The sequence below is a fragment of the Streptococcus sp. SCPM-O-B-15304 (M98) genome (assembly GCF_058200215.1).
The window spans coordinates 40,782-65,383 of sequence record NZ_JBYQGQ010000012.1 but is presented as its reverse complement, the minus strand read 5'-3'; the positions used below and the strand labels follow the sequence as shown (position 1 = coordinate 65,383).

Sequence of the window (24,602 nt, the reverse complement as noted above, 5' to 3'; positions counted from 1 at the left end):
AGTTTTTCTTATGATCTTAAATGTTTCAATAGCGTTTGCGCTTTTTCTAAATTAAAGGTTTTTTCAGCAATCAAGTTTTCTACTAGCTTAGGTACTTCTTTCTCTGTAGCACCTGCTAAAAGGGCTAACGATTTTGCTTGAAGCTTCATGTGTCCATGCTGAATCCCTGTACTGACCAAAGCCTTAAGGGCTGCAAAATTCTGAGCAAGACCAATCGAAACGATAATTTGAGCCAATTCTTTGGCAGATGGATAACCTAGCAACTCATGACTGAGTACGACTCGAGGGTTGAGACCAATCGAACCACCCTTGGTAGCAACCGGCATCGGCATGGTCATCTCTCCAATTAGCTCTTCTGTTTCCAAATCCATAGTCCAACGACTAAGACCTCGATAAGAACCATCATGGCTCGCATAGGCATGCGCTCCCGCTTCAATGGCACGCCAATCGTTTCCAGTAGCAATCAAGAGAGCATCGATTCCGTTAAAGATTCCCTTGTTGTGAGTCGCTGCTCGATAAGGGTCTGCTTGGGCAAACTGACTAGCCAATACCATTTTTTCTGCTAGTTCACGTGCTTCATCTTTTTTGCGACTCAAATAACGAAAAGCGATGCGACAAGTTGCAGTTACTAGAGAATCTGTGGCGTAGTTGGATAAGATTCCCATTAAACTTTGTCCTTGACTGAGAGTTTCTAGACTAGGTTTTAGGGCCTCAAGCATGGTATTGAGCATATTGGCGCCCATGGCTTCCTGAGTATCTACATGGAGGTAAACCACTAAAAAGTCAGCCTCACCAGAAATTTTTTCAACTGTTAGCTCTCTGGCTCCTCCACCACGTTTGACAATAGATGGATAGGCTTGATTTGCTTGTTCGAGTAGTTCTTCTCTTTGACTCAGAATGGCCTGGCAAGCTAAGTCCCTATCTGAAACCTGATAGAGGGCTACCTGACCGATCATTTGGCGCTGATGAACTTGAGCTGTAAAACCTCCAGCACGCTTGATAATTTTGCTGGCAAAACTAGCTGCAGCAACTACAGATGGTTCTTCTGTCACATAGGGAACTGTGTATTCTTGACCATTTACCAGAACTTCTGGAACGATTGAGTATGGAAGCGAGAAGGTCCCAACCACATTTTCACTCAATTGGTCCGCAACTGCTAGACTGAGATTTTCATTTTGCGCAAGACTTTCTTGGGCTTCAATAGTAGTAAGCGCCTGAGACTTAACTAGCTCTAGGCGCTCTTGAATTGATTTTTTAGCAAATCCATTCCAATTTTTTTTCATTATTTTTCAACCTTGCTGTAGCGACGTTGGTGGTCTACAATCTCAACAAGGGCATAGTCTTGCCCTTCATAACCTGACATCGTTGCAGATCCAGACCCATCTAAGTTGGCTTCCTCAAAGAAGATTCGTTCATAGTCAGCAACACTCAAAGCTTGACGTTGATCTAGCAAGTCTAAGCGATTTTTCCGCAATTGCTTTTCAAAACCTTCAACCAATTCCACACTAAAGAACTCAGATACAGCACCACTTCCATAGCTATAGAGGGCAATCTTATCTCCAGCTTTTAGGCTGTCAGAATTTTCAAGAAGAGACAAGAGACCTAAGAAGAGTGAACCTGTATAGATATTTCCAACTTTTTGGCTATAAATAATAGATTCATCAAAGTGCTTTTGAAGCAAGTCCTTCTTCTCTTGAGGCAAGGATTTGTCTAGGATTTTTTTCAATCCTTTGAGAGCTAGCTTCGGATATGGCAAGTGGAAACATACAGCTTCAAAATCCTCCAAGTTACAGTCATAACGCTTTTGGTACTCTTCCCAAGTCGTTTTTAAGCTATCAAGATATTGCTGTGTTGAGTAAACCCCATTTACAAATGGTGTTGTCGAGTAATTTGGACGCCAGAAGTCCATAATATCACGAGTCTGCGCAACGTTATCGTTGTTGAATACCATAACACGTGGGTTTTGGCTAATCAACATAGCAACACAGCCTGCACCTTGAGTTGGTTCTCCAGGAGTTTCAACACCATACCTTGCAATATCACTGGCTAGTACCAAAACTTTTGATTTTGGAGAGTTTTCTACGTGTAACTTAGCATAGTGAAGGGCCGCTGTTGCACCATAACAAGCTTCCTTGATTTCAAAACTACGAGCAAATGGTTGAATCCCAAGCAAACCGTGTACAAAGACAGCTGCAGCTTTACTCTGGTCAATCCCAGACTCTGTCGCTACGATAACCATATCAATCTCTTGCTTATCTTCTTCAGTAAGGATAGAATTTCCTGCACTAGCAGCCAAGGTAACAACATCCTCTGTTAAAGGAGCAATACTCAATTCTTTTAAAAGGAGTCCTTTACTCAATTTTTCAGGATCAGTCCCTCGAGTTTCTGCTAAATCTTGTAATTTCAAAACGTATTGACTGGTTGCAAAACCAATCTTATCAATACCGATTGTCATATTTACCTCTATTTTTATCATTCATTGTAAAAAATCGTTCACCTCTATTTTATCACAATTGAGGTCAAATGAGCGAAAAAAGACTTGATTCACCAAATCAAGTTCATTTTAAAAACCTTATCTAATTTTTAGACTAGTCCAACAAACAGAACTTTAGGGCTACAAAAAATCGAGTCTTAGCTAGCTCGATTCTTTTTGAGATAATGATACAATTTCAACAAAACTGTCCCACTGGCCATTCCAATGGAGATAACGAGGGCCAACATCATAACTAACATGGCACTAGAAATGGCATGACCGTAGTCACCTGTAACGAAGAAGGAAGTGGTTCGATAGGACAGATAACCTGGCACTAGTGGCGCCAATATTGCCAGAGCAAAAACAACTGCTGGTGTCTTATAGAGGATACTCATAATCTGGCTGACACAAGAACCAATCACAGCAGCAATAAAGGTTGCCAAAATGACGTTAGTCGGATCTTTGAGTATCAGATAGAGTAGCCAGATAGACATTCCCAAAACTCCACCAGGGATGAGCATGGAACGCTGGACATTTAAAACGATTAAAAAGGTAATAATGGCAAGCAAACTTGCCAGAGCTTGCAATAAAAATGTTGTTAGTGTCATATTAGTTCATGAGTACGAGGGCAACTGATGTTCCAGCCCCTAAGGCAAGGGTAATCAGCAAGGATTCAAACATCTTGCTCATACCAGAGTTAATGTGATTGGTCATAATATCTCGAACAGCATTAGTCAGGGCAATTCCAGGTACAAAAGGCATAACCGCACCCGCAATCACCAGATCAGCTGTCGACGGCAAACCAGAATAGCGCGCCCAAAATTGTGCAATCAAACCGAAGACAAGAGCACCTGCAAAAGCTGTCATAAAAGGAATACGAATAAACTTCTCTACATAGAGAGAGAAAGTAAAAGCAAACAAGGTCGCCACTCCTGCTCCTATTGCATCGTAGACATTCCCACCAAACATAATTGAAAAGAAAGGAGCACTGAGGGTCGCTGCAGCAGTTAGTTGAACATTGGTGTAGGGAGATGCCTTGGCATTCAATTCCTTTAGTTGGATAAAGGCTGTCTCCAAATCAAGCTGTCCTGCTACAAGCTGCCGTGAAATCTGGTTGACATCACATACCTTCTCAATATTATAAGCAGAGGAGGTCACTCGCTTCATACGAGAGATATTTGTATTTTCAATGGAGAAAAAAATGGCGGCAGGCATGGCTAAAACATTACAATCCATAATACCCTGTGAATGAGCAATCCGAATCATGGTATCTTCAACACGATAAATCTCAGATCCGTTTCGAAGCAGTATCGTTCCTGCTAGCATAATGACATCGATCACTGCATTCAGTTGTTTGACTTCGTACATGTTTTCCTCCTTCTAAAACTCCTTTTTATTTTATCATAAATTTGAAGGAAAAAAAATCTTTGTCACAAAAACTGTGACAAAGATTGAATTATGTATATGGAGTCTATTAATTTCGTTGACTTCCATTTCCATCTTGTGTAGGTGTTGTTGGATGGTTACCCTGTGTAGGGTTTGTAGGGTTTGTTGTGTCTGTTTGACCAGAATTATGTTCTGACGAAGGTTGACTAATTGATGGTGAAGTTTTTTTAGGTTTATAAATATATAGTTTAACTATCGGATTGCTTAAATCAAGTTTTTCATCCGGTGCGGGACTTTGTTTCGCAATCTCACCTTCTTTAATTCCTTCTTGTGCTATCTCCACTTCTTTAATTTCAATTCTATCTTCACTAATACCTATACTTTTAAGATTATTTTTAGCAAATTCAAGACTTGAGCCAATGTAGTTTGGCATAGTTATCGTCGTCACCTTTTTCTTCTTAGCAACAGTTAAAACGATAGAAGTTGCCTTGCTAAGATCATAAGTCGTACCTTCTGCTAAGCTCTGTTTCAAAACCACACCGGGTTCTGATTCACTGGACTCTTCTTCTTCAATCTTAATCAGATTTTCAGGAACTTTTTTCCCTTTCAGCTCAGCAATGACATCTGTAGATTTACGACCAACATAATTTCCAAGCTTAAAGGATTGTTGACCTGAAGAAATAATGAGATTAACCTTAGTTCCTTCTTTGCGAGCTGAGCCAGCATCTGGATCTGTTCGGATGACCCGACCTTCCTCTACGGTATCACTAGCTTCGGTCTTCTCCTCACCAATCTCAAAATTCGCTTTTTTCAAGTTTTCCTTAGCTTCAGCAACAGTTTGACCTGCAACTTTTGGAATCTCAATAGTAGCTGGTGTTCTGGATAAAATCCACACCAGAGAAGCCGCAACCAGTACGAAACTTGCTAGTAGAACTAGATAACGTGCTTTAAAACGACGTTTTTTCACTGGTTTTTCCACAGATTTTTTAGCACTTACTTCTGGGCTAGTTTTAGTTGCCTGATGGCTTTCTGTCTGTGGTTGAACCTTAGGAATAGAGGTCAAGGTTGTCTGAGAAACTTTTGGCAATGTCTTTGTGTCCGCCTTAGTAGCATCATCAAAAACAAGTTTCGGTTCATTTCTGCGGTTATAAGATAGACTGCTAGACAAATCAACATACATCTCTGAAACCGACTGGTATCGATCCGTAAGCTTTTTAGCAGTTGCTTTGATGACCACATTCTCCAAAGCTTGGGGAACAGATGGATTTTCAGCTATGACCGAAGGGAGAGGTTTTTGGAAATGCTGGAGGGCTATAGTTACTGCACTATCGCCATCATAAGGGATATGCCCTGTCAGCATCTCGTAGAAAATAATCCCCATGGCATAGATGTCACTCTGCACAGTTGCCTTAGAGCCACGAGCCTGCTCAGGTGACAAGTAGTGGACAGAACCCAGCATAGAGTTGGTCTGAGTTAGACTTGTCTCTGCAAAGGCTACGGCAATCCCAAAATCCGTCACCTTAGCCGTTCCATCAGGAGTTAAAAGAATATTTTGAGGCTTTAAGTCACGATGGACAATACCTTTAGTGTGCGCCAAGCGCATCGCTAAGAGAATCTGTCCCATGATACGGACAGCTTCTTCATTTGAGAGGGGATAGTGTTCTTTGATATAGCGCTTAAGATCAAGACCAGCTACATATTCCATAGCTAGGTACTGTTGACCGTCCTCTTCGCCGATATCCGTTATCCGAACGATATGGGGATGATCTAAGTCAGCCATTGCACGCGCTTCACGCTGAAAACGAGCAACAGCAATCGGGTCAGTCTGGTAGTTAGTCCTCAAGACCTTCACAGCTACCTCTTCCCCGTCTAAAATCAAATCCTTGGCCAGGTAGACATCTGCCATACCTCCACGACCAATTTGTTTGATAATCCGATACCGCCCGGCAAAAATCTTGCCGATTTGGATCATTCTGCCGCCTCCTCCTTAATCGAAACAAGGGCAACTGTAATATTATCAAGCCCTCCGGCATTGTTGGCAAAGCGTACCAAAGTGGCCGCCTTATCATCAAGCGAAATATCGCTTGTCACAATATCATAGATCTCACTACCTGAAATCATATTGGTTAGACCGTCGCTATTCATGACCAGATAGTCACCTGCTTCCAAGCTGACAATTCCAAAGTCAGGCTGAATTTCGTCTTTTTGTCCGATAGATTGGGTGATGATATTCTTTTGTGGATGTGCTTCAGCTTCTTCAGGTGTCAATTGACCTGCCTTAAGCAATTCATTGACCAAAGAATGATCACTGGTCAATTGATGGTATTCTTCACCACGAATCAGACCGATACGTGAATCTCCAATATGAGCATAAATAGCTTGATGATCAATAATTGCAAGGGCTTCTAGAGTTGTCCCCATTCCCTTGTAAGCTTCATCACGCCCCATTTGATAAATCTTTTGATTTTCAACTTCTAGATGGTGGGCAAACCATTCGCGAACTTCATTAACGGTGTCAATCTGCGTATCAACCCAGGCAACACCTAAATCAGTTACTGCCATTTCGCTAGCAATATTACCTGCACGGTGTCCTCCCATCCCGTCAGCCAAGATGATCATTGTACGACCGGCACGGTTGACAAAAAGATTGACATAGTCTTGATTATTTGTACGTTTCTGACCCACATCTGTTAATAATGAAATCTCCATTGTGTCAGTTCCTTCCTACTTGGATATCTTGCGAAATTGGCTGATGAAGAATCCATCACTTCCGTATAATTCCGGAGTAATGAGGATACAACCATTTTTCACGATATCCTTACATTCGTGTTCTAGTTTAACCTGCTCGAACTCTGGATGACTTTCTAAAAATGCTTGAACAACTTGAAAGTTCTCTTCAGAGACAATAGTGCAGGTACTATAAGTTATTATACCACCTTTACGTAGCGTTTGACAAACACTACCTAATATTTCCAACTGAATTTCCTGTAATGACGCGAAATCTGCTGTCTCTTTATTATATTTGATATCTGGTTTTCGACGCAATAGACCAATCCCTGAACAAGGGGCATCAACAAGAATCTTATCAAATTGATCCTTACCAAAAAATTCATGCACTTTTCGAGCATCCAGTTTTTGCGTTTGGACACGGTTCGCTACACCTAGTCGCTCTGCATTCTCTTGAATCAAAGTGAGTTTATGGTCGTAGAGATCTAGAGCCGTTACCTGACCTGTCGTCAAATAGGATGCCATATGGGCGGTCTTTCCACCAGGAGCTGCACAAGCATCTAAAACCTGCTCGTCGCCTTGTAACTCTAGTGTCGGTGCAACCAGTTGACTAGACTCATCCTGGATAGTAATAGCCCCTTCAGCAAACAAATCATGGCCTGCAAAGTGCCCCTGTTCCTTAACCAGACCAGCAGGAGATAAAAGAGAATCACTTGCACCAAGCAGAGTTTTGATCTGCTCTTTTCGACTCAAATCGGTCACACGGATACTGGCTTTATTCCGTTGCAAAAGACTTTCAAAAATAGCTTGAGCTCGCTCTTCTCCGTACTCTTCCTTTAGCTTAGAAATCAACCAAACTGGTAAAGAGTATGCAATAGAATCGCGCTTATTTTTACGTTTGATACTGGCAATCTCTGGCAAGCCCTCACGCAAGATACGGCGCAAAACTGCATTGACCAATTTTTCGCTACCCTTCTTACGAGCTTTTGCAATTTCCACTGCCTCATTGACCACTGCATGGTCAGGAATCTTATCCAAGTATTGGAGTTGATAGACGCTCATGAGAAGCAGAACATAGAGCCAGCTATCTAGCTTGTCTCTATCCTCAATAAAGTGAGAAATGTACCACTCTAGTGTGAGTTTTCGAGCTACAGTTCCATAGACCAGCTCTGTCACTAAACCCTTATCTGCAACTGATAGTTGACTTCCCTTGAGGTGTTTATTTAGAGCGATATTGGAATATGCTTCATTGACAAAGACGTCTTCTAGCACCTCTAAGGCTAAACTTCTTGCCGTTTCTACTTTAGTCACCAAATCGTTCTCCTACTGCCAAAGTTCGTCCCACACCGTTGAGGAAGGAAGCAATGTCCATCTTAGGTTTTCCTGCTGGTTGAACTTGCTTGAATGATAAAGCTCCTTCTGCTGTTGCGACGATCAATTCTTTCTTGCCGATGGAGAGTATCTCACCTGGAGTCCCTTGACCATCTACTGGTAGAGCTTCATAGATTTTGAAGCGTTCGCCCTTGAGGAAGGTATGAGCAACTGGCCATGGATTCATCCCACGGATTTGGTTAAAGAGTTGACGATTGGTCTTGTTCCAGTCCAATTTTTCTTCCTCAGGTTTGATATTTGGCGAAAATGTAACCTGACTTGGGTCCTGTGGTTCTGGTTGAATCTCGCCAGCAATGTATGCAGGCAAAGTATCCAAAAGCAGATCACGACCAACAATTGCCAATTTTTCAAACAAAGTTCCTACATTGTCCTCATCTGTAATTGGAATACTGCGACGAGAAATCATGTCTCCCGCATCCATTTCCTTGACCATTTCCATAATGGTTACTCCTGCCTCCTCATCACCCTGAATCAAGGCATAATGAATGGGAGCACCACCACGGTGTTTAGGAAGGAGCGAAGCATGAACATTGACTGCAAAATCCATGCTATCAAGGAGTTTACTTGGGAGAAATTGCCCAAAGGCGGCTGTTACAATCCCATCAGCGCCCAAGTTCATGATAGCTTCCATTTCTGGACTACCTGATAATTTTTCGGGTTGGTAAATAGGAAGTCCTGCCTCTTTGGCAGCTTGTTTAACTGGGGTTTCTTGGATAACTTTTTTACGTCCGACAGCACGGTCTGGCTGAGTTACAACTGCTAGAATCTCATAGCGATCATCTGACAAAAGTCCCTTCAAAACGGTTGCTGAAAAATCGGGAGTCCCCATAAAGATTAATTTTGTCATATCTTCTCCTTCTTATAAAAACTGTTGCGGTTCGTGATCAATACTGAGACGAAGTTCGCTATTTTCCCGTTCTTGTGTCAAGGCCAAGACCTGGTTAAGGGTTGGACCAAGCTCATCTTCTAAACGGTATTTAATTAAAATCTGATAATGATAGAGGTTATGCGTACGAGCAATCGGTTTAGGGGTCGGTCCTAGGATTTTACTAGCATCCGACAAACCAGACCTCAAAATACCCATGACTTGATAAGCACGTCTAAGAACCTCCTCCTCTTTTTTATGAGACAAGGTAATCCCAATAGTGAAATAATAAGGCGGGTAACCCAACTGACGTCTGATACCCATCTCATAGGCATAGAAACCTTCGTAGTCCTGATCCTTGGCAAAACGAATGGCATAATGCTGAGGATTATAGGACTGAATCAAGACCTGTCCTGCTTTCTCAGCTCGACCTGCTCGTCCAGCTACCTGGGTCAAGAGTTGGAAGGTTCTCTCAGAAGAACGGAAATCAGGCAGATTCAAGGCTGTATCCGCATTGAGAACACCAACCAAGGTCACATTTGGAAAATCCAAGCCCTTGGCAATCATCTGGGTTCCTAGCAATATGTCCGCTTCACCATTGCCAAATTGTTCAAGTAGAGCTTGGTGACTGCCTTTTTTACGAGTTGTATCTACATCCATTCGCAGAATGCGAGCCTCTGGAAAGAGTTCAACCAGCTCATCGTAGGCCTTTTGAGTTCCTGTTCCATAGTAACGAATACTGCGACTCTGACAGTTTGGGCAGACATGAGGAATTTCCTTCGAAAAACCACAATAATGACAGTTCATAGTCTTAGTGTCCATGTGGAGCGTCAGAGAAATATCACAGTTTGGACAGGTGTCCACGGTCCCACATTCCCGACACATGACAAAGCTAGAATAGCCACGGCGATTGAGCATGAGAACAACCTGCTCTTTTTTATCCAGTCGATCTTGAATGGCCTCAATCAGTGGTGGTGTAAAGTTTGATGTTTCATTTTGCCCGATATAATCACGAAAGTCAATGAGTTGAACTTCAGGGATACTTGCTAAAGGATTGGCACGTTGAGTTAGGCGTAGATGTTGATAAACACCCTTACCAGCACGCGCACGACTTTCTAGACTCGGTGTTGCAGAACCAAGGACTAATGCTGCTTGATTGTACTGCGCTCGTAAAAGAGCCACATCTCTAGCATGGTAACGTGGATTGCTGTCTTGCTTGTAGCTGGCCTCGTGCTCCTCATCGATAATGATTACCCCTAGATTTTTCAAAGGTGCAAAAATGGCAGACCTAGCACCAACAACTACCTGGGCTTCTCCTCGCTCCACCTTGCGCCATTCATCATACTTCTCACCATTGGACAAGCCAGAGTGGAGAATGGCAACTTTCTCACCAAAACGAGCAATAAATCGCTCGGTCATTTGAGGTGTCAGAGAGATTTCCGGGACTAGAACAATCGCTGTTTTTCCCAAATCCAAAGCCCCTTGGATAATCTGCAAGTAAACCTCCGTTTTCCCACTTCCAGTGATTCCTTGTAAAAGAAAGGGAGGGTGTTTCTTCCCAATCGCTCCAACAACCGCCTCACAGGCTTCTTTTTGTTCTGGATTTAACTCTAAGGATTGGCTAGCCTCAATGTCTTCAAAATAAGCCGCTGAACGTTGGACTTCTTTTTGCACGATGGTGATAGCACCGTGATCCACGAAGAAATTGACTTGTTCGCGTGAGTAATGTTCTAACAAATCAGCCAAAGGAACTGTTTCAGGATGTGCTAATAAATATTCTCGCAGTTCCAATTTCTTCTTGGCACGATTTGAAATTTCTAGCTTTTCTAACTGTTCAAGATGAACTTCAACCCAAGACTGCGTCTTAACCTTCTTCTGATCCACAGCCTGGTACTCTAGTTTTAAAAGCCCTTTTCGAGTCAATCGCATCATCTCAGCCTGCTTTTCTAAGTCTAGAGATGAAAATGCTAGAGACTCCTGTGAACCGAATAAGCGTTCTCTATCTTCTTGACTTAAGCCTTCCAGAGGATAGAGGATCTTATCATAGCTAGAGTTCAAAAATCCAGGGAGCATAGCTTTTAGAATGGAAATTTTGTAGGAGAAGACTGATTTACGTAACTCCTCTGCTAGCCAGAGTTGTTCCTCTGTTAAAACTGGAGAAAAGTCAAGTACCTCGGCAATCTCTTTCAAATCTTCGTCTGCCACATCTGCATCAGATTGAGACTCCATTCCAAGAACAATACCCTGAATCAAGCGATTGGCCTTCCCAAAAGGTACATGAACTCGCATGCCAACTTCCAGCATCCCCTCAAATTCCTCTGGAATCTTGTAGCTATAGGGCTGGTCTGTCTGCATCAAGGGAACATCTACAATGATTTTTGCAATAGCCATATCCTCACCTCCTTCTCTTCTTAAATCTTTTCAATTGAGTGAGTATTCTTGCAATAGAAAAAATAAGATTGAGTCCCCCCAACCTTAAATTTTTTCACCTTCTTCTTTTTCTTTCGCGATTTGCTCTTTGATTTTCTTTTCTTCTTCTTCTTTCAATCGTCTTTCTTCTTCGATACGACGGCGAACAGCTTCGCGTTTTCCTTCTGGATCTGGGTGGATGGTTACATTCCCAGATTCAATCTCTTCCAAGGCACGAAGTGTAGATTTTACAGATTTAAATTCTTGAGTTGGAGGTGCTCCAGCTTCTAATTCGTGAGCACGTTTTGCTTCCAAGATTACGAGTGAATATTTTGATGGTACCTTATCAAGCAAGGTATCGATAGAGGGTTTAAGCATCATTTGTTTGTACCTGTTTTCTAAATTTTATCGAATAGTCGGAGACTTTGGTAGCATATCCTGATAGTGACCAATCACACGGTCCACACGGAAATGTTCTGCTTCAATCACACGTTTTACACGTTCTGCGGCAAGAGGAACATGGTCATTGACAATGGCATAGTCATACTCACGCATCAAAGCAATTTCTTCCTTGGCTTTTTCGATACGCTGAGCAATCACTTCTGCACTATCTGTACCACGGCCTACGAGACGGTCTTGCAATTCTTCCAAATCTGGTGGTGTCAAAAAGATAAAGACAGCATCTGGAACTTTTTTCTTGACCTGAAGAGCTCCCTGCACTTCAATTTCAAGAAAGACATCGATTCCCTTATCAAGCGTTTCATTTACATAAGTCAGAGGAGTTCCATAGTAGTTACCCACATACTCTGCATACTCTAACATTTGCCCTTGACGGATCAATTCTTCAAATTCTTCCCGTGTACGGAAGAAATAATCAACACCATCTACTTCACCTGGACGTTGTGCCCGCGTTGTCATAGATACAGAATATTGAAATTGATTTTCAGAACTCTCAAAAATTTCTCGTCTAACCGTTCCTTTTCCAACTCCTGAAGGACCTGAAAAAACGATTAGTAAGCCTCGGTCTGCCATTATATCTCCTTTGGATAGTTTGTGAAATGACTTGAAAATTTCTGTAAGATTATATATCTAAAGCCATTTCTGCTCGCTACAATCTTTCTATCTAGTGTAACAAAAAAGCAGTAATTTTTCAACTGCTCTTTCTTATTTATTTTGCATAATCAACTGCACGAAGTTCACGAATCACGGTTACCTTGATATTTCCTGGGTAATCGAGATTGTTTTCGATTTTCTCACGAACTTTATGAGATAAGATTGTGACCTTGTCATCCTTGATTTGACCTGGATTTACCATAATGCGGATTTCGCGACCAGCTTGAAGGGCAAAGCTATTTTGAACTCCTTCAAAGCTATTCGCAATTTCTTCAAGGTCATGGAGACGTTTAATGTAGCTTTCGAGTGACTCACTACGAGCTCCTGGACGGGCTGCGCTTAAGGCATCCGCTGCAGCAACGATAACTGCGATCACACTTTCAGGTTCTACATCTCCGTGGTGACTTGCAATGGTGTTGATTACAACTGGATGCTCTTTGTACTTGCGAGCTAACTCGGTACCAATCTCAACGTGGCTACCTTCTACTTCACGGTCAATGGCTTTACCAATATCGTGAAGGAATCCCGCACGACGAGCAAGGGTAGCATTTTCACCAAGTTCGCTGGCCATAATACCAGCCAACTTAGCAACTTCAATCGAATGACGCAAGACATTTTGTCCGTATGAAGTACGGAACTGCAAGCGACCCATGATCTTCATCAAGTCTGGGTGAAGGTTCGGTGCACCAATTTCATAGGCTGCGGCTTCACCATATTCACGAATCTTGTTATCAATCTCTTGACGATTTTTCTCAACCAACTCTTCGATACGAGCTGGGTGGATACGTCCATCCTTAAGCAAGGTTTCCATCGTCATACGGGCAATCTCGCGACGGATAGGGTCAAAACCTGACAAGGTTACCACTTCTGGAGTGTCGTCAATGATAACATCAACCCCTGTCAAACTTTCAAAGGTACGAATATTACGTCCTTCACGACCAATGATACGACCTTTCATAGTATCATCAGGCAGATGAACCGTAGAGTTGGTAGACTCAGCCACATACTCACCAGCAATTCTCTGCATGGCTTGAGACAAGATGTCCTTAGCCAATTTGTCGGAACGTTCCTTAACTTCTTGCTCAGCCTCACGAATGCGACTAGCAATTTCCTTAGTCAAGTTTTCCTCTGTCTGGGCCAAGATAATGTCTTTTGCTTCCGACTGAGTCAGAGTTCCAATACGCTCTAGTTCAGCTTGCTTTTGTTTCTCAATTTCTTCTAGTTGCTCTTCACGTACATCAAGGTTTTTTGCTCTATCAGAAATACTTTGTTCTTTTTGTTCAAGTGTTTTTTCTTTGTTCGTCAAATTGTCATCTTTACGATCAAGACTGCTAGCACGTTCGGTCAAACGACTTTCGATTTGCTTGAGTTCTTGACGTTCTGATTTAAATTCAGCGTCCACTTCTTCACGGTATTTTCTGGCTTCTTCTTTGGCCTCCAATAGTGCTTCTTTTTTAAGAGACTTGCTTTCGCTCTTAGCTTCATTGAGTAATAAATCCGCTTCGCGCTCAGCTTGTCCTCGTAAATTAGTTGCTTCTTGTTCAGCATTTAAAAGCATCAGCTCTGCAGCCTCTTGTGATGATTTCATCTTGACTGAGATGCTGACATATCCAATGACTAAACCAATGATGACGGCAAAAACAACTATAACAATCGCCATAATTTCCATGTTTTTACCTCAATTTATTTGTTTATCCGAATGATATGCATTCTTATACATTCTACCATAAAAAATCATTTTTAACAAACCTTAAATTGAGGTTGTTTTGGACATTTCAAGTCTAAAAATCCTTATTTTCCCTAATAAAATAGGCTATTCTCCCTAAGTAAATTTTTAAAGATTTTTTTAGAAAAAAATAAGTTAAAAAGCCTACCTTTCAGTAGACTCAGTTTGATTCGATTTTAATTGGCACTCGACCAAAATTTTGTTCTGCGATACTTGGGTGTCCCAGTTGATAAATTTGGTCTGCCTTTTGAGTCATAGCATCCCAGGGCTCTTTGCCGATTCGACTAACTAGATGGACCTGGTCTTTCAGAGACTTGAGGTGTTGTCTGCCTTTTTCGGTAAAACCAAGGACATGAATACCTTCTGGAAGGTCACTTTCTCTGGCTTGTACCAAGATATAGGTCAAGAGGCGTCGCACACGCGCCTTGGTGTAGCGTTTGGTAGCAACTGCGTCGACTAATTCTTCAATAGACTGAACTGTCTTTATAGCATCCTTGATGCGCACCGCCATTTCTTGATTGACCTGATAAATGCTAGTTAGGTCAGGATTTGACAAGATTTGATAGCGAAGCAAAGGATAATAATCTTCCCAGTTTACCTTGCTAGCATTTTCAAAAAGGGCAACAGAAGGCATAAAGCGTTCTATGAAATCTTGGTCATTTTGGTGCTGACGAAGAGCTGTCGCCGAGGCAAAGTCCACATCCTTGTCCACAGAATGGTAACCCGCTCCCTGACGTTGAATTGGATGAAGCTTGATCTTTCGCCCCACTACCGCCTTAGCATATGCTAGAGCAAGGACATGATTGGGCGTATCACCAGAAAAATTAAGACCTGCAAATTCCTTCCACATAGCTTGGGTTTTCTGGGGATAAGAAAGAGAATCAGGTAAATTATCCACAAATTTCTCCATCTCTTGACCACGTTCTGAGTATAGGTCAGCAATTTTCTGATAATCCAGAACTTCCTCTGTCCCAAAGGCTAAGGTATCAATTCCCAAACGAGCCAAGATAGCCACTGCACCTTGGCCAAAAAAATCCGCCGCTTGGACACTGACTAAAAAGGGCAATTCCACTACCAAATCCGCGCCATGTTCCAGCGCCATCTGAGCCCGTGTCCACTTATCAACAATAGCCGGCTCGCCCCGCTGCATGAAATTCCCAGACATGGCCACAATTTTCAATCCCTCCGCCTGTTCCAGCAGGTATTTGTGTCCATTATGAAAGGGATTGAACTCCGCGATAATACCTGTGATAGTCATGGTAATCTCCTACTTCTGCGCCACAAAAAACCAACGGGTACTGGTTTCTGTTGGATCCTTATCCTCAAAGTCCGCAAAGAGTTTAAAGGATTTAAAGCCAGCCTGCTCCAGCAGAATATCATAGGTTAAGACTTCATAAGTACGCTCTTCATGGACTTCATCATGACGACTAAAGGAACCGTCTGCTTCCTTGACAAAGAAGGTCAGTTCATGCACGATTGAGTGAGGAGCTTCGTCCTCATAGGTATCCCAAAGCATAGCGAAGTCTTCCGCATTTTCATGATAAGAATAACCTGGGAAGACCTCATCTGTCTGGTAAGTCGAATGCACATCAAAGATAAAGACGCCATCTTCATTGAGGGCATTGTACACTTCCTTAAAGACGTCTCCAACCTCCACTTCATCTTGCATGTAGCAGATAGAGTCCGAATAACAAGTGACAAAATCGTATTTACCAGCCTTAGATAAATCCAGCATATTGCCTTCAATAAAATCAATCTTTTGCTTGGCTGAAGCCGCTCTCTTTTCAGCAATCTTCAACATATCCGCACTCAAATCAAGTCCAGTCACATCAAAACCAGCTTGCGAAAAGCGAACGGACTGGATGCCTGTCCCACAAGCCAATTCCAAGAGTTTCTTTCTGTCCTTGGTTTTAGGCAAATGGCGTAGCGAAAAGTCCGTCCATTTGTCGTATAAACTATCATCCATAACTGCATCGTAAACAGCCGCAAAAATTTCATAAGTCGCCATAATCATGATACCAAGAGCGTCCATGGCAAACACCACTCGCCCTTTACCTTTCAATCAATTTTTCTAAAATAAGCAAATAAAACCCAGTTGACTGCAACTGAGTTCAATTGTAACGCTATAGTCTTTTCGTTTGCTTTTAGTACTAGGCAACGAATTGCAGGCATAACTAGAGTTAGGCAAAATGAGTTAACGCCGTAATAAAAGATAAAGGAAAAGACTATAAAGTTTCTGAGAGATCTACAGAATTAGCCTCATGCCAAAGTTTTTCTAGATTATAGTGGACACGCATTTCTTCTGAAAAGATATGCACAACGACACTGCCGAGGTCTAGCAAGACCCAACCTCCAGCTGCATCACCTTCGACATGGCTGCCTTTAAAGCCTGCTTCCGCTACTTTTTCACGAATATTGTCAGCGATAGCATCCAACTGACGGCTATTCATTGAGCTAGTGATAACAAAGTAGTCTGTCACACTGGTCAATTCTTGTACGTCAAGTGCGAGGATATCCTCGGCACGTTTCTCATCAGCCGCTTTCACGACTAGTTCTAGTAATTCTTTTTCGTTCATTTAGTCCTCTTTCTAGAAAATATGTTTGTAATCTAGGACATCTGCAAAGCGCTCCTCCCAAATGCCCTCATAAAATTCATTTATCGTTTCTGCTGGAATGTCATCGCCATCAAACGTTGTACAAGTTCCTTCTGGAATAATAAGCTGATAGCCATATTCAAAGGCAACCTTGACAGAGGTATCCACACAATATTCTGTCTGCATACCACATAAAACTAATTTTTCAATTCCCTGTTTATCCAAGTATTCTTTTAAACCAGTTTCTTTGAAAATGCTGTTATACTTCTTCTGAAAGACCTTTTCATTAGGTTTTCGACTTAAAAGCTCAGATAACTGCCAATCTTCTGATGTTTGAGCTGCAGAGTTCTCAATATGTTGAACATAGATAATTTCGATATTCTTGCTTCTAGCCTGGTTTTGTAAATAAGAAATTTTTTCCAATAGACTTTTTGTCTGAAACCCAGTTTCCACTAAAATATTCTGAACATCAATGATTATAAAAGCCGTCTTCATTTAGTCCTCTTTCAAATAGTGCACATAGGCGTTATAGGTTTCAAGGGTTTGGGGATAGATGGGAAATCCCAGGTGAGCTAAATGCTCCACAGTACGAGCTGTTTCGTAGGCCACCGCCTTATTGAGCGATAGTTCAGCAATTTCACGCGCCTCATCTACTCCTGGAAAGGCACGATTGTGCTCGATGTAGTCTGCGACGTAGATAACCTTATCAAGGTCCGTCATCTGACCAGCTCCAACTGTATGAATTTCTATTGCACGAAAAATTTCAGGATCTTTCAAATCTAAATCTTCCTGAATCTTGTAAATTCCTACCATCCCATGCCAGACATTATTGCCCCAGTTTTTAAGGTCAGGGTCTAGCTGATAACGGTTAATCAAGTCTATAAATTTCTGATCTGACAGTTTTTTAGCATAGTCATGAAGGAGACCAGCTAAACCAGCCTTCTCAACATCTATACCGAAACGTTGAGCTAATTCAATAGCTGCACGCTCCACACCCAGACAATGGGTTAGGCGTTTCTCGGGTAGAATCTCTGCCATTTTTTCCAACAATTCTTCACGCGAACAGTTGATATAGTCTTGGTATGCCATCAGTAAAGCCCTTCTTTATCAATATAGTCTAGTACAGGCTTAGGTAGGAGAAAGTTAGGTGTGCGTCCTTGGGCGATGAAATCACGCACCATGCTGGATGAAATATCCATGAGAGGCACATCCACCCAGATAACTGGATAAGAAGTCCCTGCCTTGTAACGTGGACGCTGAACCCCCACAAACTGAACCAAATCGACCAATTCGTCAATTCGATACCACTTAGGCAGATAGTCTACCATATCGGCACCGATAATGAAATAATAATCTGTATCTGGATTCTTCTCTGTTAAAAGCTTCATGGTGTCGTAGGTGTAGGAAACTCCCTTGCGTTCTAGCTCGATTGTCTCAATAGCTAAACCTTCGATTCCTTCGATAGCCAATTCAAGCATTTTGAGACGGTGGGGTTCAGGAATGGTTTCCTTTTTATCTACGTGAGGTGGTTGGTATTCAGGCATGAGCAGAACCTGGTCCAATCCCAACTGTTGGCGCACTTGATCTGCAACAATCAGATGGGCATTATGAACGGGATTAAAATTTCCACCCAAGATACCGACTTGTTTGCGTTTTTTATCCTTGATTTCTGGCTCTAACTCCACTTTGATAAAGGGAGTTAATAATTCAATTGCCATAGGTTAATCTCCTTTAGTCTTCTGTAAAAACAGCTTTTGGGAGTATCGTTCTTAGATTTCTTTAACTTTTTTAGAAATCTTGCGATTTTCTTTCTTGCTTGATTGTTTATACAAAATCAAGATGCGTCCGATTTTTTGGACTGTATCCACACCGATTTCTTCTTCCAAGATTTCAGCTACTTCGTGGATATTTTCATCTGTGTTTTGCAAGAGAGTAACCTTGATCAATTCACGAGCGTCAAGAGCCTGACGAACGCTGGTTTTGATTTGGTCGTTGAGTCCATTTTTCCCGATTTGAATGATGGGCTTGAGGGTGTGTGCCTGGCTGTTGAGGAAGGCACGTTGTTTCGATGTTAATGACATATTCTTTCTTCCTTTTTTGATAGTTATTTTAGGTGGGGGGGGACGGTCGGAACTAATTTTTCAATGATTTCACCTTTGAAAAATGGATTTCCGGACCTCACAATTGAGCCTAGGTCTCAATTGTGCCCCTTGCCAATCTATGGATTGGCAATCACACCACGGCAATAACTATCTTTTTATGAGCTCACTTTGTTCGCTCAGTGATTTTATTTTAAATAATTGCTTTTCGTGTGACGACTGCGACGCCTTCTGGGGCCCAGACAGCGACTTTGGCGGTGCCTGTTACGCGAATCCAGCCGAGTCCTGAGATGACTAGGTCTGTCTTATCCTTGATGGTAAATACATGTTGGACTAGTTTTGGAAAGTCTTCTTTTTCCTTGGTATTTGGTGGCGTGAGGAGAGTTCCAAGGTGCTTATCGTAAAAGTCACTCGCTCCTTCAAGCTTGGTACGGTGAAGTTTGAGTTCATTGTCAAAGAAAGCTGTAAATCCTTGCTTTTCTCCTGCAATGAAATCAAAGCGTCCCAAGCCACCTAAAAATAGGGTTTGTTCAGGGTTTAGCTGATAGGTTTTTGGCTTGATTTCCTTTTTAGGGCTGATATACTTGAGATTTTTGGCCGTCAAGTAGTGAGCCATCTGGTGACGATGGATAATTCCAGGCGTATCGTAGATATAAGAACCATCATCGAGCGGAATTTCAATCTTATCTAGAGTTGTCCCTGGGAAGCGTGAAGTTGTGATGACGTTCTGGTCACCCGTAATTTCCTGGATAATAGCATTGATAAGAGTTGATTTCCCAACGTTGGTCACACCAACTACGTAAACATCACGTCCCTTACGGTAGTGCTCGATCTTGTCAATGACTTCCTTAATGGCATGCTTATTTTGTGCAGAAGTTAGGACGACATCGACTGGACGAAGACCCTCCTCATGGGCACGTTCCATGAGCCATTGGCTAATTTTACCAGGCTTAACAGACTTAGGAAGGATGTCTTTTTTATTTCCAACCAAGAGCACATCATTACCTGACACAAAGCGTGGCAATCCTGGGATAACAGAGCCATTGAAATCAAAGATATCAATCACATTGACCACCAAGGCATCGCTATCTCCAACCTCGTGCAAGAGTTTGAGGAAATCATCATCTGTCAACTGAACATCAGTGATTTCATTGTAGTGACGAAGACGGAAACAACGCTGGCAATAAACTTCTCCAGTTTCCAAACCTTTTTCAAGTGCTGACTGAGGTGTAAAACCTAAACCAGTCTTATCTTCCGTCTGAATGATTGCTCCACAACCAATACAGAGAATTTCTTCCATAATTAGATTCCTTTTTTATATGTAATCGGTCCGTACTTTTCAGCGATTTTTCTCATCACACGACGCTCACGCGCTCGGTTAATCTGAGTCTTAATAGAGTCGTGCTGGACCAAGGGTTTAACCAAAATCGAACGAATACCTGCTCGGTGGGCTGCTCGAATATCCGTCATCAGCTGGTCGCCTACCATGACCACTTGGTCTTTTTCATAGTGGAAATGTTTCATGGCACGGTTAATTCCTAAAGTAAAGGGCTTCAGTGCCCAGTAAACATAGTCAATATCAAATTTTTCAACTGCTCGTTTGACACGTTTGGGAGTATTGTTAGATACCACAATGATACGAATCCCAGCATCTCGGAGGTCATGCAACCATTGCTTCATCTCTACTGTTCCATCTGGATTATTCCAAGCAATCAGGGTATTATCCAAATCAACCAAAACAGCCTTGATCCCCTGCTCCTGCAGGCTTTGGACTGTCAGATCATAAACTGCTTCTACAGCAAAGTCTGGCATGTAGTTTTCAATCACCATTTTGGCTCCTTTTCTTTTATTTTCTAGTAATTTTCTTCAGCCATTGAGATAAGGCTGCCCATAAAATCAAGCTAGCCATTAAGATATAAATCCAAGCATTAGGCTCTTCTGTAAATGGTAGAGGAACATTCATTCCGAAGAAACCTGTAATAACCGCAAGTACTGCTAGTAAGACGGAGATAATAGTCAAAATTGACAAACTATCATTCAAGTTATTGTTTAGGATGTTGTTGTAAGAAGCTGAGAGTTGTTGCAAGACTTGAGAAATCAAGTCTGTCATAGACACCAACTGATGGGCTTCAATCATGGCATCATCAAACTGCTCTCGTTCGACATCATTAAATCTCCGATAAAGAGCATGGCCCTGGATATGTTCCAAGAGGAGTCGATTTTGTTTTGCCGCTGCTGTCAAGTAAACCATACCTGTCTCCAAGTCAGAGAGGGCGAAGAGATTTTTCTTTGTTGTAGTTTGACGTAGCAAGGCACTAATTTCGTCCTTACTTTTATCCATCTCTTCAATGACAGGATAATAAGCGTTACTGATAATCTCTAAACCAGCAAAGAGAAACTTGTAAATAGAAAGCGACTCATGGCTATCCAGATAAGCTAACATCTGATCAATGACATAAGCATTCTTATGGTTGCTGATGGTAATCATTCGTTTGTTTTCAACGATAAAGGTCATGGGAATCGCTTCATAGTAATCCTTGTCCTTTTCTAAATCCAGAACATTGTAGATAAAGGTCACAGTCCCATTCTCACGGTTATAATCCATATGGGCACGTTCATTTTTATCCAGCGCATATTCGATGGTTTCCTTATCTAATCCGTAGATTTCAGATAAATCTTCAAGATTTTTAATTTTTTCTACATCTAGGTTGATCCAAACACAACCATTTCCTAATTGCTTATCTAAAAACATCGTTTCTCCTTTACCAAACTCTTTCTATTGTACCATAAATCAAGTAAAATTTCAGTTCTCTTCTTTTCTTGAAAAATTGCTAACCACAGTAATATTGCGGTTAGGAACAAAGTGAAGGGCTTGGTCGTCACTTCTCAGTTGAGTCGTCCGAATTCCAACACTGACAACTTTACCTGATACAGTAATAGGACCATTGGTCAAAACAACCTCATCTCCCACATCCAACTGACGTTCAAAGAGAATAAAGAAGCCGTTGATGACGTCTGATAGAAAGCCTTGTGCTCCCATACCGATAGCTACCCCAGCAATCCCTGCACCTGCAAGCAAGCTAGAGACAGGTAAACCTAGAATGGATAAAATACAATAAATCAAAAAGAAATAAAGTGTGTAGTTAAAAATGTTTTCAAGCAAACGAGAAATGGTCTTTTGTCTACCTGCATCACGATTTGAAAACTTAAGTGAAGGTTTAACAATCTTTCCTACAGCAACATGGAGGAACTTTTTAGCTATGTAAAATAGAAGAATGAGAAGTAAAAGAGAAATCACCTTGGTCAAGAGATTCTCTAAAACAGTTGTTAGATCTAATTTATCCAAATAACGTTGAAAAAATTCTTGCATATAAAACTCCTTTTCTATCCATTATACCATAAATCCTTCCCAGCCATCCTTTTCATAAATATTCATTAATTCCAATGAAACTTATAACTCACTTGCTTTTCAAGCATATTTATACTATAATCATAAACAATACACAAAAAAGGAGACCTCTATGAAAAGAATCATTCGTGCTTGGAACAAAACAAATTTGATCAAACGTATCGGAATCGGAATGGCCTTGGGAGCAATTCTAGGTCTACTCGTTCCTAATCTAACTGGCATTGGTTTATTGGGAGATTTATTTGTAGGAGGACTAAAAGCTATCGCTCCTATCCTGGTTTTTGCTTTAGTCGCTAACGCCCTTTCCCAACACCAAAAAGGCCAAGATAGCAATATGAAAAGAGTCATTTTCCTCTATTTGCTGGGGACTTTTGCTGCGGCTCTTGTAGCAGTTTTGGCTAGTTTTCTCTTCCCTGTTCAGATGGTCTTGAGTAGCGCTAGCACAGAAGTTACTCCTCCAGACGGTATCGGACAAGTGCTCAGCAATCTTCTGCTAAAAATAGTAGATAATCCTGTCCACGCCATCATCGAAGCTAACTATATCGGAATTTTATCTTGGGCTATCGTCTTTGGAGTTGCCATGCGAGAAGCTAGCAAAAATAGCAAGGAACTACTCAAAACAATGGCCAGTGTGACTTCAAAAATCGTCGAATGGATCATCAACCTTGCGCCATTTGGTATCCTCGGGTTAGTCTTCGAAACCATCTCTGGCCAAGGTATCGCTAGTTTAGCAAATTACGGAATCCTACTCGGACTTTTGATTGCCACTATGGTTTTCGTTGCCCTAGTGATCAATCCTCTGATTGCTTTTCTCTTTATCAAGAAAAATCCATATCCCTTGGTGTGGAAATGCTTGCGTATCAGTGGCGTTACAGCCTTTTTCACCCGAAGTTCCGCTGCTAATATCCCTGTTAATATGAAACTCTGTGAGGATCTAGGTCTTAATCCAGATACCTATTCTGTCTCTATCCCACTTGGATCAACTATCAATATGGCTGGAGCTGCTGTTACCATCAACATCTTAACCCTAGCTGCTGTCAATACCCTTGGAATCTCAGTTGATTTTGCAACAGCCTTTGTACTCAGTATCGTTGCAGCCATCTCTGCCTGCGGTGCTTCAGGGATCGCTGGAGGTTCACTCCTACTGATCCCGGTTGCCTGCAGCCTCTTTGGGATTACCAATGATATTGCTATGCAGGTTGTAGGTGTAGGTTTCGTCATCGGTGTTATCCAAGACTCTTGCGAAACAGCCCTCAACTCTTCAACAGATGTCCTCTTTACAGCAGTAGCCGAATTTTCCTCTGCTCGCAATAAATAATCAAGGCAAGCCTATTTAGGGCTTGTTTTGTCTGGTTTCTATCAATTACTTTAGGAAATGTCTCATGTCTATCACCCAACGTACTTTTAAACTCGTTCTGGCAACCTGTTTAGCCTGTGTTCTAGCCTACTTTCTGGATTTATCTTCAGCTGTTTCTGCTGGGATCATCGCCCTTTTGAGCTTATCGGATACCCGTCGAAGCACCATTAAGCTGGCTCGCAATCGTTTATTTTCAACCCTTCTTGCTCTTTTCATTGGCGTCCTTTCCTTTCACCTGACTGGCTATCACATCTGGAGTTTTGGTCTCTATTTGGCTCTCTATGTCCCTCTGGCCTATAAACTTGGCTGGGAGATTGGCATTACCCCGAGTAGTGTCCTGGTCAGTCATCTCTTGGTTCAGAAGTCTACATCACCTGATCTGCTAGTGAATGAACTCCTCCTATTTCTGATCGGTACAGGATTCGCCTTGACTGTCAATCTTTACATGCCTTCTCGGCAAGAAGAAATCCATCTCTATCATCTCAAGGTAGAAGAAAAACTCAAACACATCCTACAACGTTTTGAATATTATCTTGGAAAGGGCGATGGTCGTAACCGTGCCCAACTCGTTGAAGAACTGGATCAGCTTCTTGAAGAAGCTCTCAAACTGGTCTATCTTGATCACTCTGACCACCTCTTTCATCAGACCGACTATCATATCCACTATTTCGAAATGAGACAGAGACAGAGTCGCATTCTTCGTAATATGGCTCAACAAATCAATACCTGTAATCTAGCCGCAAGCGAAAGCCTAATCCTTGCCCAGCTATTCGCTAAAATTGCGGATCAACTCAGTCAGACCAATCCTGCCAACGATTTATTAAATGATATTGAAAGCTACCTGCAGGTATTTCGCAATCGTAACCTCCCTAAAACAAGGGAAGAATTTGAAACACGCGCAACCTTACTTCAACTCCTGCGCGAATTGGAAAACTTTATTCAACTGAAAGTTGACTTCTATCAACGCTATTCTGAAGAGAAAAGCAATCTATCATAATCAAAAAACTTCTATTAGCCAAATAGTTGCTAATAGAAGTTTTTGTTATTTTAGG

General features: G+C 41.8%; 25 protein-coding genes. 2 read left to right on the top strand and 23 right to left on the bottom strand.

Annotated features, from left to right (window positions below):
- Positions 1-8: 8 nt before the first annotated feature.
- The 23 genes from AC3E7H_RS07965 to AC3E7H_RS07855 all read right to left on the bottom strand — a co-directional run bounded on the left by AC3E7H_RS07965 (position 9) and on the right by AC3E7H_RS07855 (position 22,154).
- Positions 9-1,283: a hydroxymethylglutaryl-CoA reductase, degradative gene (locus AC3E7H_RS07965; RefSeq protein WP_000742574.1), complete on the bottom strand. Its 1,275-nt coding sequence runs from the start codon at positions 1,281-1,283 to the stop codon at positions 9-11.
- On the bottom strand, positions 1,283-2,455 hold the full coding sequence (locus AC3E7H_RS07960; protein ID WP_000151973.1) for a hydroxymethylglutaryl-CoA synthase: 1,173 nt from the start codon (positions 2,453-2,455) through the stop codon (positions 1,283-1,285). The genes AC3E7H_RS07965 and AC3E7H_RS07960 overlap by 1 nt, the downstream gene beginning before the upstream one ends.
- A gap of 176 nt (positions 2,456-2,631) precedes the next feature.
- The gene (locus tag AC3E7H_RS07955) at positions 2,632-3,081 is read right to left on the bottom strand and encodes a threonine/serine exporter family protein (protein ID WP_000176923.1); all 450 of its coding nucleotides are present in this window, start codon (positions 3,079-3,081) and stop codon (positions 2,632-2,634) included.
- Between the two features lies 1 nt (position 3,082).
- The gene (locus AC3E7H_RS07950; protein WP_000273380.1) at positions 3,083-3,841 is read right to left on the bottom strand and encodes a threonine/serine exporter family protein; all 759 of its coding nucleotides are present in this window, start codon (positions 3,839-3,841) and stop codon (positions 3,083-3,085) included.
- Between the two features lie 106 nt (positions 3,842-3,947).
- Positions 3,948-5,831, bottom strand: a complete 1,884-nt coding sequence (gene pknB / locus AC3E7H_RS07945) for a Stk1 family PASTA domain-containing Ser/Thr kinase (protein WP_000614502.1) — start codon at positions 5,829-5,831, stop codon at positions 3,948-3,950.
- Entirely contained in the window at positions 5,828-6,568 is a 741-nt protein-coding gene (locus AC3E7H_RS07940) for a Stp1/IreP family PP2C-type Ser/Thr phosphatase (RefSeq protein ID WP_000406258.1), read from the bottom strand. Before AC3E7H_RS07940 ends, pknB begins: the two co-directional genes overlap by 4 nt.
- Before the next feature lie 15 nt (positions 6,569-6,583).
- Positions 6,584-7,897, bottom strand: coding sequence for a 16S rRNA (cytosine(967)-C(5))-methyltransferase RsmB (rsmB, locus tag AC3E7H_RS07935; protein ID WP_000169681.1), 1,314 nt, complete (start codon positions 7,895-7,897; stop codon positions 6,584-6,586).
- Entirely contained in the window at positions 7,890-8,825 is a 936-nt protein-coding gene (gene fmt, locus AC3E7H_RS07930; protein ID WP_000163660.1) for a methionyl-tRNA formyltransferase, read from the bottom strand. Before fmt ends, rsmB begins: the two co-directional genes overlap by 8 nt.
- Positions 8,826-8,837: 12 nt before the next feature.
- A complete protein-coding gene (locus AC3E7H_RS07925) occupies positions 8,838-11,234 on the bottom strand; it encodes a primosomal protein N' (RefSeq protein ID WP_000951888.1) in 2,397 nt (798 codons plus the stop codon).
- Positions 11,235-11,318: 84 nt separating this feature from the next.
- Positions 11,319-11,633 (bottom strand): DNA-directed RNA polymerase subunit omega, encoded by a 315-nt coding sequence (rpoZ, locus tag AC3E7H_RS07920; RefSeq protein ID WP_007554975.1) that lies wholly within the window; start codon positions 11,631-11,633, stop codon positions 11,319-11,321.
- A gap of 24 nt (positions 11,634-11,657) precedes the next feature.
- A complete protein-coding gene (gene gmk / locus AC3E7H_RS07915) occupies positions 11,658-12,284 on the bottom strand; it encodes a guanylate kinase (RefSeq protein ID WP_000775049.1) in 627 nt (208 codons plus the stop codon).
- A 136-nt stretch (positions 12,285-12,420) separates the two neighbouring features.
- Entirely contained in the window at positions 12,421-14,034 is a 1,614-nt protein-coding gene (locus tag AC3E7H_RS07910; protein ID WP_000404896.1) for a ribonuclease Y, read from the bottom strand.
- 217 nt (positions 14,035-14,251) lie between these two features.
- Positions 14,252-15,349: a nucleotidyltransferase gene (locus AC3E7H_RS07905; protein WP_000156369.1), complete on the bottom strand. Its 1,098-nt coding sequence runs from the start codon at positions 15,347-15,349 to the stop codon at positions 14,252-14,254.
- Between the two features lie 9 nt (positions 15,350-15,358).
- Complete coding sequence (locus tag AC3E7H_RS07900) at positions 15,359-16,099, bottom strand: class I SAM-dependent DNA methyltransferase (protein ID WP_025171257.1); 741 nt, start codon at positions 16,097-16,099, stop codon at positions 15,359-15,361.
- A gap of 217 nt (positions 16,100-16,316) precedes the next feature.
- A complete protein-coding gene (rsfS, locus tag AC3E7H_RS07895) occupies positions 16,317-16,667 on the bottom strand; it encodes a ribosome silencing factor (protein ID WP_001003028.1) in 351 nt (116 codons plus the stop codon).
- A gap of 12 nt (positions 16,668-16,679) precedes the next feature.
- A complete protein-coding gene (locus AC3E7H_RS07890; RefSeq protein WP_000844693.1) occupies positions 16,680-17,180 on the bottom strand; it encodes a cysteine hydrolase family protein in 501 nt (166 codons plus the stop codon).
- Positions 17,181-17,774, bottom strand: a complete 594-nt coding sequence (gene yqeK, locus AC3E7H_RS07885) for a bis(5'-nucleosyl)-tetraphosphatase (symmetrical) YqeK (protein WP_075228179.1) — start codon at positions 17,772-17,774, stop codon at positions 17,181-17,183.
- Complete coding sequence (locus tag AC3E7H_RS07880; protein WP_075228178.1) at positions 17,774-18,403, bottom strand: nicotinate-nucleotide adenylyltransferase; 630 nt, start codon at positions 18,401-18,403, stop codon at positions 17,774-17,776. The genes yqeK and AC3E7H_RS07880 overlap by 1 nt, the downstream gene beginning before the upstream one ends.
- Positions 18,404-18,454: 51 nt before the next feature.
- On the bottom strand, positions 18,455-18,766 hold the full coding sequence (gene yhbY, locus AC3E7H_RS07875; RefSeq protein ID WP_000060171.1) for a ribosome assembly RNA-binding protein YhbY: 312 nt from the start codon (positions 18,764-18,766) through the stop codon (positions 18,455-18,457).
- A gap of 211 nt (positions 18,767-18,977) precedes the next feature.
- Entirely contained in the window at positions 18,978-20,084 is a 1,107-nt protein-coding gene (gene yqeH / locus AC3E7H_RS07870) for a ribosome biogenesis GTPase YqeH (RefSeq protein WP_075228177.1), read from the bottom strand.
- Between the two features lie 2 nt (positions 20,085-20,086).
- Positions 20,087-20,614 (bottom strand): YqeG family HAD IIIA-type phosphatase, encoded by a 528-nt coding sequence (locus AC3E7H_RS07865; RefSeq protein ID WP_049529952.1) that lies wholly within the window; start codon positions 20,612-20,614, stop codon positions 20,087-20,089.
- 16 nt (positions 20,615-20,630) lie between these two features.
- Complete coding sequence (locus tag AC3E7H_RS07860; RefSeq protein WP_075228176.1) at positions 20,631-21,536, bottom strand: magnesium transporter CorA family protein; 906 nt, start codon at positions 21,534-21,536, stop codon at positions 20,631-20,633.
- A 51-nt stretch (positions 21,537-21,587) separates the two neighbouring features.
- Complete coding sequence (locus tag AC3E7H_RS07855; RefSeq protein ID WP_001154834.1) at positions 21,588-22,154, bottom strand: mechanosensitive ion channel family protein; 567 nt, start codon at positions 22,152-22,154, stop codon at positions 21,588-21,590.
- Positions 22,155-22,305: 151 nt separating this feature from the next.
- Between AC3E7H_RS07855 and sstT the strand changes: the two genes are divergently transcribed.
- Complete coding sequence (sstT, locus tag AC3E7H_RS07850; protein ID WP_075228175.1) at positions 22,306-23,511, top strand: serine/threonine transporter SstT; 1,206 nt, start codon at positions 22,306-22,308, stop codon at positions 23,509-23,511.
- Between the two features lie 64 nt (positions 23,512-23,575).
- Entirely contained in the window at positions 23,576-24,547 is a 972-nt protein-coding gene (locus tag AC3E7H_RS07845) for an aromatic acid exporter family protein (RefSeq protein ID WP_075228174.1), read from the top strand.
- Positions 24,548-24,602 lie beyond the last annotated feature (55 nt).

Bases quoted from the DNA above. Each gene is read 5' to 3' on its own strand.
- AC3E7H_RS07965 (WP_000742574.1), bottom strand. From the start codon at position 1,283: ATGAAAAAAAATTGGAATGGATTTGCTAAAAAATCAATTCAAGAGCGC.
- AC3E7H_RS07960 (WP_000151973.1), bottom strand. From the start codon at position 2,455: ATGACAATCGGTATTGATAAGATTGGTTTTGCAACCAGTCAATACGTT.
- AC3E7H_RS07955 (WP_000176923.1), bottom strand. From the start codon at position 3,081: ATGACACTAACAACATTTTTATTGCAAGCTCTGGCAAGTTTGCTTGCC.
- AC3E7H_RS07950 (WP_000273380.1), bottom strand. From the start codon at position 3,841: ATGTACGAAGTCAAACAACTGAATGCAGTGATCGATGTCATTATGCTA.
- pknB (WP_000614502.1), bottom strand. From the start codon at position 5,831: ATGATCCAAATCGGCAAGATTTTTGCCGGGCGGTATCGGATTATCAAA.
- AC3E7H_RS07940 (WP_000406258.1), bottom strand. From the start codon at position 6,568: ATGGAGATTTCATTATTAACAGATGTGGGTCAGAAACGTACAAATAAT.
- fmt (WP_000163660.1), bottom strand. From the start codon at position 8,825: ATGACAAAATTAATCTTTATGGGGACTCCCGATTTTTCAGCAACCGTT.
- AC3E7H_RS07925 (WP_000951888.1), bottom strand. From the start codon at position 11,234: ATGGCTATTGCAAAAATCATTGTAGATGTTCCCTTGATGCAGACAGAC.
- rpoZ (WP_007554975.1), bottom strand. From the start codon at position 11,633: ATGATGCTTAAACCCTCTATCGATACCTTGCTTGATAAGGTACCATCA.
- gmk (WP_000775049.1), bottom strand. From the start codon at position 12,284: ATGGCAGACCGAGGCTTACTAATCGTTTTTTCAGGTCCTTCAGGAGTT.
- AC3E7H_RS07910 (WP_000404896.1), bottom strand. From the start codon at position 14,034: ATGGAAATTATGGCGATTGTTATAGTTGTTTTTGCCGTCATCATTGGT.
- AC3E7H_RS07905 (WP_000156369.1), bottom strand. From the start codon at position 15,349: ATGACTATCACAGGTATTATCGCGGAGTTCAATCCCTTTCATAATGGA.
- AC3E7H_RS07900 (WP_025171257.1), bottom strand. From the start codon at position 16,099: ATGGCGACTTATGAAATTTTTGCGGCTGTTTACGATGCAGTTATGGAT.
- rsfS (WP_001003028.1), bottom strand. From the start codon at position 16,667: ATGAACGAAAAAGAATTACTAGAACTAGTCGTGAAAGCGGCTGATGAG.
- AC3E7H_RS07890 (WP_000844693.1), bottom strand. From the start codon at position 17,180: ATGAAGACGGCTTTTATAATCATTGATGTTCAGAATATTTTAGTGGAA.
- yqeK (WP_075228179.1), bottom strand. From the start codon at position 17,774: ATGGCATACCAAGACTATATCAACTGTTCGCGTGAAGAATTGTTGGAA.
- AC3E7H_RS07880 (WP_075228178.1), bottom strand. From the start codon at position 18,403: ATGGCAATTGAATTATTAACTCCCTTTATCAAAGTGGAGTTAGAGCCA.
- yhbY (WP_000060171.1), bottom strand. From the start codon at position 18,766: ATGTCATTAACATCGAAACAACGTGCCTTCCTCAACAGCCAGGCACAC.
- yqeH (WP_075228177.1), bottom strand. From the start codon at position 20,084: ATGGAAGAAATTCTCTGTATTGGTTGTGGAGCAATCATTCAGACGGAA.
- AC3E7H_RS07865 (WP_049529952.1), bottom strand. From the start codon at position 20,614: ATGGTGATTGAAAACTACATGCCAGACTTTGCTGTAGAAGCAGTTTAT.
- AC3E7H_RS07860 (WP_075228176.1), bottom strand. From the start codon at position 21,536: ATGTTTTTAGATAAGCAATTAGGAAATGGTTGTGTTTGGATCAACCTA.
- AC3E7H_RS07855 (WP_001154834.1), bottom strand. From the start codon at position 22,154: ATGCAAGAATTTTTTCAACGTTATTTGGATAAATTAGATCTAACAACT.
- sstT (WP_075228175.1), top strand. From the start codon at position 22,306: ATGAAAAGAATCATTCGTGCTTGGAACAAAACAAATTTGATCAAACGT.
- AC3E7H_RS07845 (WP_075228174.1), top strand. From the start codon at position 23,576: ATGTCTATCACCCAACGTACTTTTAAACTCGTTCTGGCAACCTGTTTA.